The 16543-nt window shown below is 61.9% G+C and carries 13 protein-coding genes; 3 read left to right on the top strand and 10 right to left on the bottom strand.

Annotated elements, in window-relative coordinates:
* Positions 1-34 precede the first annotated feature (34 nt).
* The 7 genes from OX460_RS21005 to OX460_RS20975 form a co-directional block, all read right to left on the bottom strand.
* Entirely contained in the window at positions 35-1393 is a 1359-nt protein-coding gene (locus OX460_RS21005) for an amidase (protein ID WP_289899814.1), read from the bottom strand.
* 4 nt (positions 1394-1397) lie between these two features.
* Entirely contained in the window at positions 1398-2075 is a 678-nt protein-coding gene (locus tag OX460_RS21000) for a DUF2848 domain-containing protein (protein ID WP_289899813.1), read from the bottom strand.
* A 4-nt stretch (positions 2076-2079) separates the two neighbouring features.
* A complete protein-coding gene (locus OX460_RS20995; protein ID WP_289899812.1) occupies positions 2080-3405 on the bottom strand; it encodes an MFS transporter in 1326 nt (441 codons plus the stop codon).
* 108 nt (positions 3406-3513) lie between these two features.
* Positions 3514-4185, bottom strand: coding sequence for a DUF4286 family protein (locus tag OX460_RS20990; RefSeq protein ID WP_289899811.1), 672 nt, complete (start codon positions 4183-4185; stop codon positions 3514-3516).
* A gap of 134 nt (positions 4186-4319) precedes the next feature.
* Complete coding sequence (locus OX460_RS20985; protein ID WP_289899810.1) at positions 4320-5246, bottom strand: LysR family transcriptional regulator; 927 nt, start codon at positions 5244-5246, stop codon at positions 4320-4322.
* 57 nt (positions 5247-5303) lie between these two features.
* Positions 5304-6539 carry a M20/M25/M40 family metallo-hydrolase gene (locus OX460_RS20980; RefSeq protein WP_289899809.1) on the bottom strand — a complete coding sequence of 412 codons (1236 nt, stop codon included), beginning with the start codon at positions 6537-6539 and terminating at the stop codon, positions 5304-5306.
* Positions 6536-7768: a urate hydroxylase PuuD gene (locus OX460_RS20975; protein ID WP_289899808.1), complete on the bottom strand. Its 1233-nt coding sequence runs from the start codon at positions 7766-7768 to the stop codon at positions 6536-6538. Before OX460_RS20975 ends, OX460_RS20980 begins: the two co-directional genes overlap by 4 nt.
* Positions 7769-7899: 131 nt before the next feature.
* On the opposite strand from OX460_RS20975, the gene OX460_RS20970 reads away from it, so the two are divergent.
* From OX460_RS20970 to OX460_RS20960, 3 genes are all read left to right on the top strand, one after another.
* Positions 7900-8838, top strand: a complete 939-nt coding sequence (locus OX460_RS20970; protein ID WP_034754583.1) for a LysR family transcriptional regulator — start codon at positions 7900-7902, stop codon at positions 8836-8838.
* 73 nt (positions 8839-8911) lie between these two features.
* Complete coding sequence (locus OX460_RS20965; protein WP_289899807.1) at positions 8912-10666, top strand: allantoate amidohydrolase; 1755 nt, start codon at positions 8912-8914, stop codon at positions 10664-10666.
* A 461-nt stretch (positions 10667-11127) separates the two neighbouring features.
* Positions 11128-11838: a DUF5343 domain-containing protein gene (locus OX460_RS20960; protein WP_289899806.1), complete on the top strand. Its 711-nt coding sequence runs from the start codon at positions 11128-11130 to the stop codon at positions 11836-11838.
* Between the two features lie 509 nt (positions 11839-12347).
* Here OX460_RS20960 and OX460_RS20955 read toward each other — a convergent pair.
* From OX460_RS20955 to OX460_RS20945, 3 genes are read right to left on the bottom strand one after another with little or no spacing between them, the layout of a single operon-like run.
* Entirely contained in the window at positions 12348-13583 is a 1236-nt protein-coding gene (locus OX460_RS20955) for a Zn-dependent hydrolase (protein WP_289899805.1), read from the bottom strand.
* Between the two features lie 10 nt (positions 13584-13593).
* Positions 13594-14985 carry a dihydropyrimidinase gene (gene hydA, locus OX460_RS20950; RefSeq protein WP_289899804.1) on the bottom strand — a complete coding sequence of 464 codons (1392 nt, stop codon included), beginning with the start codon at positions 14983-14985 and terminating at the stop codon, positions 13594-13596.
* Between the two features lie 17 nt (positions 14986-15002).
* Entirely contained in the window at positions 15003-16487 is a 1485-nt protein-coding gene (locus tag OX460_RS20945; protein WP_289899803.1) for an NCS1 family nucleobase:cation symporter-1, read from the bottom strand.
* Positions 16488-16543 lie beyond the last annotated feature (56 nt).

Raw genomic sequence — 16543 nt, 5'->3', positions numbered from 1 at the left:
CATGACAGAGTTGGCATTTTTCTGCACTACAGCATTATTCTTTTCCACGCTCCCGCAGCAGCGCCTCCACGGCGCGGCCGATTTGCAGCACTGTATCGTCGGCGCCCGCCAGGCCGCAAATGCCCAGCCCCACGGGCAGCTCGCCGTCGGCGTGGCAAGGCAGTGACAGCGCGCAGCCGTCGAGGAAGTTGATCACGCTGGCGTTGCGCAGCACCAGGCCATTCGTGGCAAAAAAAGTGGCGTCATCCGCTTCCAGGGGCGCAACCTGCGGCGCCAGAATCGCCACGCTGGGCATCAGCCAGGCGTCGAACGGCGCCAGGCGCCGCCGGGCGATGGCGATCAGGCGCGCGCGCGCATCGAGCAAATCGATGTAATCGGCCGCTCCCTGCTGCTGGCCGCGTCGGATGCGCGCCGCCACGCGCTGGTCGTACTGTGCACCCTTCTCTTCAAGTAATACCCTGTGCCAGTGCCAGGCTTCCGCCGCCACCAGGCCGCCGCCACCATTGATCTCCGGCAGTTCCAGCAACTCGGGGAAATCGAACTGTTCCACCAGGGCGCCGGCTTGCCGCAGCTTGTCCAGCGCGGCGTCGAAAGCCCGCTGCACCTGCGGCTCCACGTGCGTACCGACATAATCAAGGGTAAAGCCAAAGCGCAAGCCTTTCAGCGCTGGCGCCTGCACGCCGATGTCATGACCCGACAGCGCCGCGTACAGAATGGCGCAGCAATCGACGCTGTGGGCAATCGGCCCTGCCGAGTCGAGAGAGCGCGACAAAGGCACCGTCCCCGCCAGCGATACGGAAGCGGCCGTCGGCTTGAAACCCGTCAAACCGCAAAAGGCGGAAGGGATGCGGATCGAGCCGCCCGTGTCCGTGCCCAGCGCGCCGGCCGCCATTGCCAAAGCCACCGTGACGGCGCCGCCCGAAGTGGAGCCGCCCGCCACACGTTCATGGTCCAGCGGATTGCGCGGCGTGCCGTAATGGGGATTCAAGCCCAGGCCGGAAAACGCGAATTCGCTCATGTTGGTGCGGCCCAGCAGGACGGCGCCGGCCGCGCGCAGGCGTGCCACGGCGCCCGCATCGGCCACGGCGGGCGGGGCGTCGGCCAGCGCCAGCGAAGCGGCGCTGCTGGCCTGCCCCTCGACGTCGAACAGGTCCTTGATCGAGATGGGCACGCCGGCAAGGGGCGAGGCAACGATACCGGCCGCGCGCGCCGCGTCGCTGGCCCGCGCCTCGGCCAGGGCCTGTTCGCCATCGAGGCTGACATACGCATGGCCGCCCTGCGCCCGGTGCGCCTCGGCGCGCGCCAGCATGCGCTGCGTCAGTTCCACGCTGGTGATACGTCCGGCGGCCAGGTCGGCCGCCAGTTCGCGGATAGTCTTGGTCAACTGGGTCATTCTCTTATCCTTCCACGGGCAGGGTTTGCACGGCATAGCGGTGCTGCAGGCGGCGCTGCAAGGCTGGATCATACAGCTCCAGTTCGAAGGCGTCGCCGTGGCCCATTTCACCGATGATGGGCTGCGTTCCGCAGAACATGGCGCTGCCCACTGGCAGGGTCGCTTGCCCCGTGTAGCGCAAAATCAAATCTTCCGGCGACAGCATGCGCGTCACGGGACCATCCTGGTACAGGGCCGGCACGCCGGCGCGCTCGCGCCAGGAGCGCATCTGCAACTGGTCCCAGTGGCCGGCCACGTCGGCATAGCGCCACAAGGTATCGCCCACGGGCTTGCCGCACATCTGCTTCGACACCGTCACGCCATAGCTTTCCACCTTGCGGTCCGTATGGTCGGAACCGATCCCCACCAGCAGGCCGTATTCCGTGGAGAACAGCACGAATTCCGCCTCGCCGGACGAATCGCTGCCAGGCACTTCGATGGCGGCGTCGCTCGAGAGCAGCGCCGCCGAAACCCGGTAAAACGTTGGCACGCTTTTCGGGCGCGCCACGCCGATGGCTTCCAGTTCGGCGATATGGTGTTCCACCATCGCCATGTCGCGGCCCGTCCAGCCGGCGATGATCAACTGATCGATATCGAAGGTGACGGGGCCGTGGCCGGCCAGTTGAAAAATCAATGTCGTCATGATTTTATTCCTCAAGAGGGCCGCGGCCCGTTTCGCGTGCAGCAAAAACGGCGGCGCCGGTGATCAGCAAGGCGGCCGCCACATACAGCGAGACGGCCATGCTGCTGTTGTACGAGCGATACAGGCTGGCGATGACGAGCGGGGCGAAGCCGCCGCCGATGACGCCGGCCAGGGTGTAGGCCAGCGAGGACCCCGCATAGCGCACCTTGGTCGGGAATTGCTCGATGACGAAGGCGGCCTGCGGGCCGTACATGATGGCGTGGATGACCAGGCCCACGACGACAGCCGTGACGATGGCTGCCGGGCTGGCAGTATCGAGCAAGGTGAAGAAGGCAAACGCCCACACGAGACCCAGGATGGCGCCCAACGCATACACGGGACGGCGGCCAATCTTGTCCGACAGCGCGCCAAACACGGGCACCGCCAGCGCATTGCAAGCCGTGCCGATCATGATGGCGGTCAGTGCCAGCGTCGACGACAGGTGCAGCACCGTCGTCACATACGTGAGGGTGAACACCACCACCAGCGCGTACAGCACGTCCGAACCGATGCGCACGCCGCCGGCGATCAGCAAACGGCGCCAGTAGATGCGCAGCACGTCGCCGATCGGCGCTTCCGCCTTCGCATCCTGCTGGTCGAGCTCCTTGAACAGCGGGGTTTCCTCGATGCCGCTGCGTATCCACATGCCGAAGGCCACCAGCAGCAGGCTGGCGATGAACGGCATGCGCCAGCCCCAGTCCATGAACGCTTCATGCGGCAGCAGGTAGGTGATCAGGCCGATGCAACCGGTCGCCAGCAAGGTGCCGAACGACGGTCCCACCTGCGTCCACGAGGCGTTGCGGCCACGCTTGTCCGGCGCGCCGTGTTCGACGGAGATCAGCACGGCGCCCGCCCATTCGCCGCCCAAAGCGATACCCTGCACGAAGCGCAGCGCCACCAGCAGGACCGGGCTCCAGATGCCGGCCGTCGCATACGTGGGCAAGAGGCCCATCAGGCCCGTCGTCACACCCATCAGCATCAGGGTCACCACCAGTACCCAGCGGCGTCCCAGCTTATCGCCCAGATGACCGAAGATCACGCCGCCGATCGGGCGCGAGATATAGCCGACGGCATACGTGGAAAAGGCCAGGATGGTGCCCGTCAGCGGATCGAAAGAAGGGAAAAACAGATGGTTGAAGATCAGCGCGGCCATGGTGTTGTAGACGGTGAAGTCATACCATTCCAGGGTCGTGCCGACCATGCTGGCCGTGGCCAGGCGTCCCGTTTTTGGCTTGTCGCCCGGTGTCTGAGCCGCCGGATGCGCAGCGTTTGCCGTTGTATATGTGGTCATTGCCTACCTCTCTCGTCAGTTTTATTGCAGGTCCGGCGCAGGATGCTTTGCCCTGCGCCGTGGCCCGTGTCTCGTGTTATCAGTGCCGGCAAGATACGCGCGGCCGTGTCAGGCCGCGTGCAGGTCGGCCTCGCGCAACTGCCAGGACAGCTGCAGGATGGCCGCCTGTTCGCCGTCGAGGCCCAGCGCCGCGCTGGCGGCATTGGCGGCGGCCATGGCGGCGCTTTCCGACGATGCGTCGATCAGGAAGATCGGGTCGAGCACGCGGCCCTCCTTCTGCTCCGCCGGCAGGGGGCCGGACAGGTTCGCGTCGGGCGTCAGCAAGCGAGTGGCAATCACGCCATCGATCTGCAGCAATGTCGCCCCCAGCGCGGCCATGGCGGCCACGGCTTGCGCATCCTGACCGATCGCCGACGCGCCCAGGCGCAACACGGCCAGCCAGGCGCCCGTACCCATGCCCGTTTCCGCCTCGATGGCGCAGACGCGGCGCATCGGGTCCACCATGCGCTGCAGATTCGTCACCGACCATGGCGTCTGCTGGCCGAAAGCCTTGAAGTAGTCGGGCGTCTGGAAGGCGTCGAGCGAATCGGTGCGGTACAGGCCCAGGTATTTGCGGGGACCGCGCACGCTCTGGTAGCGCGTGCCGCTGACGAAGCCGGGAATGCGCACGCGCTCTTCCACGTGTTCGCGGTCGTACCAGCGGTTGAAATCGAGTTCGTGCTCCGGGTCGGCGCTGGTCCAGACAAACAGGATGCCGGGCAAGGTGGTGGACGTCGTCATGATGGTTCCGTTCTGCGTGATGGGTGGTATGCCAGCCCAGAATAGGTGGCACGCCATCACTTGGCAAACGGGTTATTCTGAACGTGACTGATAAGTTTTTCTTATGGGTCGCGGTGACAACAGCAATTTAATTCTCACGTCCGCGCACCGGCGCCATACTCTTCGCCCAGCCCCAGGGTGAACCTGGCCGCCTCCTCGCATGCCAGCATGGCCACCAATTGAATCGCTTCCGTGGTGAGGTCTTCGCTGTAACTGATGACGATGCGCTGCGGCGCCAGGCTGCTGGTACAGGGAATCAGCGCGATGTGGCCCTGCTCGATTTCCTCGCGCAGGGGCGCCAGCGGCAGCACGGCGATGCCGAAACCCGCTTTAACCAGCCGCACGATGGCGGAAATCGAGCTGACGCAATGCACCCTGCCCAACTGCACACCCTCGTCCTGGCACAGCGCTTTTAATGCGGAATGGGGCTGCGAGCCCCGGTTCATGGTGATGATCGGATGCTGCGCCAGTTGCGCCACCGTGAACGGCTTTCCCGTGTCGGGCCAGTCGGCAGCCCTGCCCGCCCAGCCCATGGCGATGGCACCGCTGCCCGTGCTGCGGAGATGGTCGCCCGTCAGCATGTCCGTCTGCAGCGCGATATCGAGCTCGCCCTGCTGCAGCTGCTCGTGCAGACGGCGCGTCGATTCCGACGTCAGTTGGATCTCGATGCCCGGATAGCGCTCCTGCACCCGCTGCAGGAACGGAATCAGCCAGGTATGCACGATGGTTTCGATGACGCCGATGCGCACTTCGCCCGTGATCAGCGCTGGCGAGGAATTGGCCGCATACATGTCGCGGCACAGTTCCAGCATGCGCTCGGCGTACACGAGCAGGTTGCGCCCGGCAAAGGTCAGGCGGATTTCACGCGCGTCGCGGTCGAACAGACGCGTGCCGAAATCCTGCTCCAGCGAGGCGATGCGGTTCGAGATGGCCGCCTGCGTGATGTGCAGCTTGTCGGCCGCCGTGCGGAAGCTGCCCAGCCGCGCGGCCCAGACAAACGCTTCGAGAAAACGGGTATTCAATGGGGCTCTTCTTCACAGTTTGAATGTCCGCCCCATTGTAAGCCAAAGTCAGCGACCTTATTTCTGCGCCAGGAAGTCCAGCAGGGTCAGGGCGACGATCTTGCTGGCCTTGCGCAAATCGTCGAGCGCCAGGCGCTCATCGGCCTTCTTCGCATTCGATTCGGGCACCGTGCGCGGACCGGCGCCATACAGCACGGCAGGGATGCCCCGCTCGCCATACAGACGCGCATCTGCATACAGGGGCGTGCCGACGGCGGGAATCGTTTCGCCGAGGATGGCTTGCGCATTTTTCTGCAGGCTGCCCACCAGCTGCTCGGAACCGGGCAAGGGACGCAGCGCGTGCGAGAGCAGCAGGCGGCGAATCTCGAGGCGGATGCCGGGCTCGCCCCGCACGGCGTCTTCGATCAGCGCGCGCACCTGCGCTTCCACCGCTACCGGGTCTTCTTCCGGAATCATGCGGCGGTCCATCTTCATGACCACCTTGCCCGGCACCACATTGGTATTCGTGCCGCCGTCGATGCGCCCCACCAGCATGGTGGGCGAATCGATGCCCGCCACTGTGGATCTGACCTTTTTCAGCTCCGGCAACTGGCCGTAGATGGCGTTGAGTATCTTGTTGGCCGCCTGCAGCGCGTCGTGTCCCGTCTCCGGCATGGAGCCGTGGCCCGACTTGCCGTGCACAGTGATTTCCAGCTGCAGGCAGGCGTTATGGGCCGTGACGATGCCGTAGCTGAAACCGGCGGCGATGACGAAATCGGGCTTCGTCAGCTGCTGTTCCAGCAGCCAGCCCGGCCCCAGCAAGCCGCCGAATTCCTCGTCGTACGTAAAATGCAGCTCGAGCTGGCCCTTCAAGGGAATGTCCAACGCCTCGAGCGCACGCGCGGCAAACACATAGGTGGCGAAATCGCCCTTCGAGACGGCCGTCGCGCGGCCGTAGATATAGCCGTCGTCGATCTGGCCGCCATACGGCGGATACGTCCAGTTGTCGCCAGGCGGCACCACGTCCCCATGCGCATTCAGGGCCACGGTCGGCCCGCCCGCGGCATACGGCCGGCGCACGATCAGGTTGGTGATGCTTTGCATGCCGTACGCTTCCACCTGCGCCGCTGGCACGGCATGCTGCTCCGCCTGCCAGCCATACGCCTGCAGCAGCTGCGCCACCAGGTCCGCATGGGGCGCGTTATTGCCGGGCGGCGTATCCGTCGGCTGCTGCACCACCTTCTGCAAAAAGGCGACTTCCTCGTCGAAGTGTTCGTCGATCCAGGCCGTGATTCGTTCTGTGTGCGTTGTCATTTTGTTCCTTGCATGGTCTGTTGCAGCCAGACGCCCAGCTCACTGCGCTCGGCGTCCGTCATATTGGTCAGGTTCCCGATCGGCATGGCCTTCAGTTCGATGGCCTGCTTGTAGATTTGCGCCGCGTGCTGGCGGATTTCGACTTCATTATCCAGCATCATGCCGGCCGGCGCCGTGGCGAAACCCGGCTGCGTGGGCTGGGCCGAATGGCAGGTGGCGCAGCGTTGAGCGATGATGGCATGCACGGCCTTGAACTGCGCGGCAGGGTCCACCGCCGGCACGGCCGCCACGGCCACAGGCGCCTTGGGTGCGATGGCCACGGCCACGGCCACCAGCAAGGCCACGCCGAGGGCTGGATAACGCCACTCCACTCTTCCCTTGTGACGCAGGTTGAAGAAGTGGCGGATGAAGACGCCGGCCGCCATGATCAGCGCCAGCACCAGCCAGGCACGATCGTTGCGGTAGGTCATCGCGTAGTGGTTGCTGATCATGATGAACAGCACCGGCAACGTAAAATAATTGTTATGCACGCTGCGCTGCTTGGCCTTCAGACCGTGTTTGGGGTCGGGCAGCTTGCCGGCGGCCATGGCTTCGACCATCTTGCGCTGGCCGGGAATGATCAGCATCAGCACATTGGCCACCATGATGGTGCCGATCATGGCGCCCACGTGGATGTAGGCGGCGCGCCCGCTGAGCAAGTGCGTGAGCACATACGCGGCGCCGACGATCAGGGCAAACACCGTCACGCCGAACCACAGCTCGTATTGCGCCAGCTTTGATCGGCACAGCAGGTCGTACACGGTCCAGCCGATGACGAGGGTGGCGATGCCGATGCCGATCGCCTGGCCGCTGCTGATGTCGGCCACGGATTTGTCGATCATCATGGCCTGGGCATTGAAGTAGTAGGCAATCGTCAGCAGCGCAAAGCCGGACAGCCAGGTGGAATACGCTTCCCACTTGAACCAGTGCAGTTCCTTCGGCAGTTCCGCGGGCGCCACCAGGTATTTTTGGGGGTTATAGAAGCCGCCGCCGTGCACGGCCCACAATTCTCCCGACACGCCTTTCTTCGCCAGCTCCGAGCCGGGCGCGGGCGGGCGGATCGAGTTGTCGAGCCAGACGAAATAAAAGGAAGCGCCGATCCAGGCGATGCCCGTGATGACGTGCAGCCAGCGGACGATCAGGTTCAGCCACTCCAGGCCGTACGGAATCAGGTAGGCAAATACTTCCATAAATTTCCTCTAGTCAGACCGAACCAATATTCGTGCCAATCTACACAAGATAAACGGATTTACCGCCTATCACATGAAAAATATCGTATATTTGACATATTCAAATCGATATACAACAGAGCCGCCGCCACATGTCCAGCCTGCCGCAACACCTTGACCTGCACTTGATCCGCATCCTCTACCTGCTGCTGGTGGAAAAGAATGTCTCGCGCGTGGCGCTCAAACTCAATCAGCCGCAACCTTCGATTTCCGCCTCCCTGCGCAAGCTGCGCGAACTGACGGGCGACCCGCTGCTGGTGCGCGGCGCGCGCGGCATGGTGCCCACCCAGCATGGCGAAAGCCTGCTCAATCCGGCCAAGCGCATCCTCGACCAGACGGAGAGCCTGTTCGTCAAGAAGACGCCGTTCGTGGCGCAGGAAGAGGCGCGCACCTTTCATATCGCCGCGCCCGACTACCTGGATAGCCAGTTCCTGCCCAACGTGGTGGCCCTGCTGCGCCGCGGTTCACCGAAAAGCCGCGTCGTGCTGCACAGTCTGGGGCCCGGCATCGACCATATCCGCCAACTGTCCGATGGGGGCCTGGACCTGGTGATCGCCAACTGGGACGAGCCGCCCGCGCATCTGCACATCTCGAAGCTGTTCGAAGACCCCATCATCTGCGCCATGCATGCGGAAAACGCCTATGCGCGGCGCACGGCCAGCGACGCCATGACCCTCGACGACTATCTGAGCCTGCCCCACGTGGCGCCGTCGCAGATGATGCCCGGCTACCACGGCGTAATCGATTCCTTCCTCGAACGGCAAAACCTGCAGCGCAATGTGGTGGTGGAATCGGCGTATTTCGGCCTGATCCCCTACATGCTGACGCAGACGGATCTGGTGCTGACCACGGGCCGGCAATTCATGCGCTTCTATGAAAAGACGCTGCCGCTGAAAACGTATACCGTGCCCCTGAAATTCCCGCCCATGCGTTTTTACCAGCTGTGGCACCAGCGCGTGCACCAGGCGCCCGAACACAAATGGCTGCGCGACCAGGTCAGCGCGGCCGCCAAGGCGCTGGTGCAGCGATAGCCGCTATCAGCACGCGCATATAATGGAGACAGGAACGGGGCGCTATCATCACCGCTTGCATGATCGGAAAACCATGACCACCCTTTCAGACCTGAACGCCGGCAGCACGGCAGACTTTATCGCACGGCTGCACGGCATCTATGAACATTCGCCCTGGATCGCCCAGCGCGCGGCCCCCGCCCGGCCATTTGCCAGCCTGACGGCACTCAAGACGGAGCTGCAGCGCGTGCTGGCGCAAGCTTCGCCGGAAGAGCAGCTGGGGCTGATACGCGCCCACCCGGAGCTGGCAGGCAAGGCCGCCATCGCAGGGCAATTGACGGCGGAATCGACGCGCGAGCAGGCCAAGTCCGGCCTGAACCTGTGTAGCGCCGACGAATTCTCCACGCTTCAGCGCCTCAATAGTGAATACAACGCCAAATTCGGCTTTCCCTTCATCCTGGCCGTCAAGGGCCCGACGGGCGAAGGCTTGACGCGCCAGGACATCATCGCCACGTTTGCGCGGCGCCTGAAGAACCGGCGCGCCGATGAACTGGCCGAATCGTTGCGGCAGATCAAGCGCATCGCCGAGCTGCGCCTGAACGACCTGTTCGACGTGCGCCTGGACTTCGGTCCGGCCATCATGCAGCAGGCAGAAACCCTGGCCGGCTGGAGCGACAGCGATTACAACCTGACCTGCGCCTACCTGACGCCGGCGCACCAGAAAACGGCAGCACAGCTGGCCGACTGGATGCGGGACGCGGGCATGCAGGTGCACATCGACGCCGTCGGTAACGTGGTCGGGCGCTATCTGTCCGATGCGCCTGACGCAAAAACCCTGATGACGGGATCGCATTACGACACGGTGCGCAACGGCGGCAAGTACGATGGCCGCCTGGGCATCGTGCTGCCGATCGCCGTCGTGCGCCACCTGCACGAACAGGGCGAAAAGCTGCCGTTTCACTTCGAGATTGTCGGCTTCGCCGAGGAAGAAGGCGTGCGCTTCAAGAGCACGTTTTTGGGCAGTACGGCCGTCACGGGCAAGTTCGACGTATCGCTGCTTGAGCAGCTTGATGCGGATGGCGTGAGCATGCGCGACGCACTGGCCTCCGCCGGCCACGAAGTGAGCGCCATCGGCGCCATAGCACGCGATCCCGCCGACTTGCTCGGCTATGTGGAAGTGCATATCGAGCAGGGTCCCGTGCTGCTGGAACGCGACCTGCCGCTGGGGATCGTCACGGCGATTGCCGGCAGCTCGCGCTACCTGGTCAATCTTGGTGGCGTGGCCAGCCACGCGGGCACTACGCCCATGACCATGCGCAAGGATGCCGCCAGCGCTGCGGCCGAAATCATCCTGCTGGTGGAACGGCGCTGCAACCAGGGCGAGGCGCTGGTGGGCACCGTGGGGCAGCTGCACGTGCCCAACGGCTCCGTCAACGTAATCGCCGGCGCCTGCACCCTGTCGCTCGACATCCGCGCGGCCGTTGACGCGGTACGCCAGGCAGCCGTCGACGATATTCTCGATGGCATCGCCGCCATCTGTGCACGGCGCCAGATCGACTACCAGCTGGAACTGCTGCTGTCGGCGCGTGCCGCACCGTGTGCGCCATGGCTGATGGCGCAGCTGGCGCAAGCCGTGGAATCGGTTGGCGTCGAACCATACGCGCTGCTGTCGGGCGCCGGCCACGACGCCATGGCCATGGCTGCCATCACCGACGTGGCCATGCTATTTACCCGTTGCGGCAATGGTGGCATCAGCCACAACCCGCTGGAAACCATGACGGCCGACGACGCCGACATCGCGGCGCGCGCCCTGCTGGCGTTTTTGCGCAGATTCCAGCCCAAGCCTTGAACTAAAGCTCCTACTCCCAGTACGCAACACTCCCAGGATTACAACTCCCACAGATATTCATCAGGAAGATGCGATTAGTATCGCTAGCGGTCAACTTAGCTCCCCCAAAAAAACGCATAAATTACACAGAGAACGCACAGAGACCTCTTAGCATCACCGAACGTTATCACACATTAATTCACCTTATTGCACATCATCACACCTCACTATACTTCGCGACACCTCACTACACCTCGCCACATATCACTCCACTTTAATGTACCTACACGCACTTCACACATTCCTTCACTCATTCCTTCACACATTTCCTCACACATAAATTGACACAGAGTTAGCACATAGCTGACACAGAGACGGAGTAAGTGCCGCTTTCGGCAAGAAAAAGGAAATTCTGCGCGATTTATGTTGCAGCAGATATGCAACGACTGTACTATCTGTCCATATCTGACGAAAGGATAAAAATGGCATCGAAAACTGAACGATTAGCAACACCTCCCATTGTGTCATTTTCTTCTTTTGTCTCATTCTTAAATCAACTACGAGAGCACGGTCATGTGCCGACCAGAATTGACAAAACACTAATGCCGACAGCATCAGGCTCACAAACGTCCGGCATGCTAGCTGCGCTTAAATATTTGTCATTGATTGATGATGTAAATCGTCCTAGTGAGACGTTTCAGTCACTAGTGATGGAAGATGATAGTAAGAGGAAGGAAACTATTGAGCAGGTTTTAAGAAGCTCTTACAGTTTTTTATTCTCCGATAGCAACTTTAATTTAGAAAAAGCTACTAGTGGAGAGATGACGGAAAAATTCAGGGAGTTGAATATTTCCGGTAGTACTTTGACAAAAACAATTTCGTTTTTTCTTGCAGCGGCGAAAGAATCAGGAATAAAAGTATCTAGTCACATACGTCCACCGACGACTGTACGACTAGCGAAGGGTGCAAAAAAAACAAGCAAGCTAAGGGAAGATGAGCCGGCGGCACCAAAAACAGATCAAGAAGACCCCACAGGAACAGAAAGGTTTGAAATTCCCATTCCAGGAAAAACTAGTGTAAAAGTTATTGTTCCGGGAGACTTAGACGCTGACGATTGGGAAATGCTTCAAAGCATGATCACCGTCTATATTAAACGCTGGAAAGGCTTCAAAAGCCCAAATGAAACGAACTAGTTAGAAAATCCTAACAGCCTAAAAAACTCTTGGCGGAGGCAGGCTGTTAGGAGCATGGCGCAATCCGTAAGGATTGCTTCTCTAAAAATACCCCCGCAGAAGCGGATCACAGTTAGCATGAAGCGCTAACAAGGAGGATATTTATATGATGAAAATTCATATGACCATAGAAGCCGTATGAAACAACATCATTGGCAAGGTGATAAGGGCTTACCCAGCCACCTGCGCTTTCGTCTGTCGAGGACCTACTTAGTCTAAACTAAGAAGCAGCAGCAGGCAAGCCAAATGGCCCTCCAATTTATTGGAGCATAAGATGCCTCTAACATACAATCGAAGAAAAACTGTCTTCGTTCGGATGTACGTCCGATTTCGCTTCGGAAGATTCGAGAACGTCTGCCAACACTGGCGGTCTCATCCTGGTCAACTACAGCTGTTTTAGCTGACTAACTGAGTGCCGTAGGGGCTCCAAACAGCCCTTACGGCACTACTTATTTCTTGTGATAGCCGCACTACACGGCCACCGCCCGCTCCAGCATCGCGTGCAGCAGCACGTTGCAGCCCGCTTCCAGGTGCTCGGGCTTGGCGTCTTCGATTTCATTGTGGCTGATGCCATCCTTGCACGGCACAAAGATCATGCCGGCCGGCGCCAGCCTGGCCGCGTAAATGGCATCGTGGCCGGCGCCGGACACCACGTCCATCACCGAGTAGCCCAGATTTGCCGTGGCGTTGCGCACGGCGCCCACGCAGTCGGGATGGAACGGGCATGGCGGGTAATAGGAGACTCTTTCCAGTGAAATGCCCAGCCCTGTCTTCTCGCGCGTGGCATTGATGAAGGCCGTGATTTCGCCATGCATGGTGTTGAGCAGTTCGTCGTTCACGTTACGCAGGTCGATGCTGAATTTGACTTCGCCGGGGATCACGTTGCGGCTGTTCGGGAAGACCTGCACCATGCCCACCGTGCCGCGCCCATACGGCGGATAGCGGTTGGCAATGGCGACGACTTCCTGCATGATGGTGGTGGCTACCTGCAGCGCATCCTTGCGCAAGCCCATGGGCGTGGGACCCGCATGCGCTTCCATGCCCGTCACCACGCAGTCGTACCACGACAGCCCCATCACGGCAGGCACCACACCTATCACCTTATCGGCGTCTTCCAGCACCGGCCCCTGCTCTATGTGCGTTTCAAAGTAGGCGCCGATCGGGTGGTCGCCCGGCACCTGGTCACCACGATAACCGATGCGTGCCAGTTCCTCGCCCACGGTTTTGCCTTCCGTATCCTTGGCCGCATACGCGGTTTCGAGCGAAAAGGCGCCGCAAAATACGCCCGAGCCCATCATCACGGGCACGAAGCGCGAGCCTTCCTCGTTGGTCCAGAAGGCCACTTCGATAGGGGCCTGCGTCTTGATTTTCAGATCGTTCAGGGTGCGCACCACTTCCAGGCCCGCCAGCACGCCGTAATTGCCATCGAACTTGCCGCCCGTGGGCTGGGTGTCGATATGGCTGCCCGTCATTACGGGCGGCAAGCTATTGTCCGTGCCGTCGCGGCGCATGAAGACATTGCCGATCTGGTCGATGGTGATGCTCATGCCCGCTTCGCGGCCCCATCCCACCACCAGGTCGCGCCCCTGCTTGTCCAGGTCCGTCAGGGCCAGGCGTTTGACGCCGCCTTTCACCGTCGCGCCGATTTGCGCCAGTTCCATCAGGGCCGCCCACAGCCGTTCGCCATTGATACGCAGTGCATCCATCGTCAACTCCTTATGCGGTGGTGGCGGAAAACGCGGGCCGCTCAACATAGCGCCCTGCCCCTTCCGCCGCCATCAGTTCACCCTGGTGGAAGACCACCTTGCCGGCGGCAATCGTGGTGCTGGGGATACCGCGCACGGCGCGCCCTTCGAAGACATTGAAGCCTCCCTTGGCGAACTGCGTGGCGGCGGAAATGGTGCGCGTGCCCTGCGGGTCCCACAGCACGATGTCGGCGTCGCTGCCAACGGCGATGACGCCCTTGCGCGGATACATATTGAAGATCTGCGCCGCATTGGTCGACGACACCTTGACGAACTCGGACGGCGTCAGCATGCCGGAATTGACGCCCGCATCCCACACCACGGCCATGCGTTCCTCGACGCCGCCGCAACCGTTCGGGATGCGCGTGAAGTCGTCCTTGCCCGCCGCCTTCTGCTCGGCGCAAAAGGTGCAGTGGTCCGTGGCCGTCGTGTGCAGGTTACCGCTTTGCAGGCCGTGCCACAGAGCCGCCTGATGGTGTTTGCCGCGGAACGGCGGGCTCATGACGTGGCCCGCGACGAAATCGAAATCGTCGCCCTGGTAGACGCTGTCGTCGATCACCAGGTGGCCCGCCAGCGCTTCGCCATACACGCGCTGACCATTCGCGCGCGCCCGCGTGATGGCGTCCAGCGACTCGGCGCACGAGACGTGCACGATGTACACGGGGGTATTCAAGACATTGGCGATGGCGATTGCGCGGTTGGCCGCTTCCGCCTCCACGGCAGGCGGGCGCGACAGCGGGTGCGCCTGCGGCCCGGCAATCCCCTTCTTGAGCAGGGCTTGCTGCAATTGAAAAACCAGTTCGCCGTTTTCCGCATGCACGGTGGGCAGTGCTCCCAGTTCAAGCGAACGTGTAAAACTTTTCACCAGGGTTTCATCGTCGGCCATGATGGCGTTTTTATACGCCATGAAATGCTTGAAGCTGTTCACGCCATGTTCGCGCACCAGCACTCCCATCTCTTCATGTACCTGCTCGCTCCACCAGGTGATCGCCACGTGGAAGGTGTAGTCGCCGGCCGCCTTGGCCGACCACTCGCGCCACTGGTGATACGCCTCGATCAGTGACTGCTTCGGTGCGGGGATGACGAAATCCATGATGGTGGTGGTGCCGCCCGCCAGGCCCGCCGCCGTGCCCGTGAAAAAATCGTCGGATGTCACGGTGCCCATGAAGGGCAGATTCATGTGCGTGTGGGTGTCTATTCCGCCCGGCATCACATACAGGCCGCCCGCATCGATCGCCGTGGCGCCGACCGGCACCGGCAGGTTCTCGCCGACGGCGGCAATCGTGTCGCCCTCGATCAGCACGTCGGCGCGGAAGGCGCGGTCGGCGTTGACGACAGTACCGCCACGTATCAGTGTAGTCATCTTGTCTCCTTGAGTGATTACGACTGCGGCGCCTGCTGCACTCTCTCCGCCGCCTTGCCCTTCATCATGGCGCCGTAAACGACGGCGGCGATGGCCACGCCCACGAACCAGGCGTAGGTGTAGATGGTTTTAAAGCCTTCGGCCACGTCGGGAAACGCCGTGGGAAAGGCCGCGTTCAAAAAGCCCGGGATATTCGGCAGCACGGCGATGACAAAGGCGATCAGCGCCGCCATATTCCAGCCATTGCCATACGAGTAGACGCCGTCGTCGCGGTACAGCTGCCTGACGTCGAGCTGCGTCTTGCGTACAAAGTAGTAGTCGACGATGAGGATGCCGGCGATGGGGCCCAGCAGGGCCGAGTAGCCGATCAGCCAGGTGAAGATATAGCCCTGCGTCGACTCGAGCACCTTCCACGGCATCATGACGATGGCGATGAAGGCCGTGATGTAGCCGCCCATCTTGTACGAAATCTGCTTCGGCGCCAGCGAGGAAAAGTCGTAGGCGGGCCCCACCAGGTTGGCCGCCAGGTTGACGCTGACCGTGTCGATCAAAAGGATGATCAGGGCGATCAGCACGGCGGCGCCCGTCATGCGGCTGGCCAGGTCGACGGGATCCCAGATGGCCTTGCCGTACATGACGACGGAGCCTGCCGTGACGATCACGGCCAGCATGGCCAGCAATCCCATCGGCACGGGCAGGCCGATCGACTGGCCGATCACCTGGTCGCGCTGCGTCTTGGCGAAGCGCGTGAAGTCGGGAATGTTCAAGGCCAGGGTGGCCCAGAAGCCCACCATGGCCGTCAACGATGGCCAGAAGACGCTCCAGAACTGGCCCGCCTTTTTGCCGCCGGGGATGAATTGCGATGGCTGATCCAGCAGGCTGGCTACGCCGCCGGCCTTGCTGTGCACCCAGTACAGCAGCACGAAGCAGATGAGGATTTTCAAGGGCGCCGTGTAGGTTTCCAGCTTGCGGATCGACTCCATGCCATGCAGGATGTAATAGAACTGGATGGCCCAGAAAGCCAGGAAGCACAGCAACTGGCTGCCATTGATGCCCAGGCCCGCAATCTTCTCGCCGCCCAGCTCATGGCCCGCCAGCACGCCCATCAGGGTGTAGATCATCTGCCCGCCGAACCAGGTCTGGATGCCATACCAGCCGCAGGCGACGATGGCGCGCATCAGGGCCGGAAGACGCGCGCCCATGGTGCCGAACGAGGCGCGCGCCAGCACCGCATACGGGATGCCGTACTTGGTACCCGCATGGCCGATCAGCAGCATGGGCAAGAGCACGATGGCGTTGGCGAGAAAAACCGTGAGCACGGCCTGGTAACCGGACATGCCACTGTCGATCAAGCTGGCCGACAGGGTGTAGGCGGGAATGCACATCACCATGCCGACCCACAGCGCGGCGAAGTGATACCAGCGCCAGGTGCGCTGCGCCGCCGTGGTGGGCGCCAGGTCTTCATTCCAGAGTTGCGTGTTGCCTGAATAGTCGTGGTTCACAGGGTTGCTCCATCGGTTAGACCGCTGGCACGCGAAGGCGCCAGGGATACGGCAAT

It is taken from the genome of Janthinobacterium sp. SUN033 (assembly GCF_030397595.1).
GTDB classification, from domain to species: domain Bacteria; phylum Pseudomonadota; class Gammaproteobacteria; order Burkholderiales; family Burkholderiaceae_D; genus Janthinobacterium; species Janthinobacterium kumbetense.
This window is presented reverse-complemented; position numbering and strand designations above follow the sequence as displayed.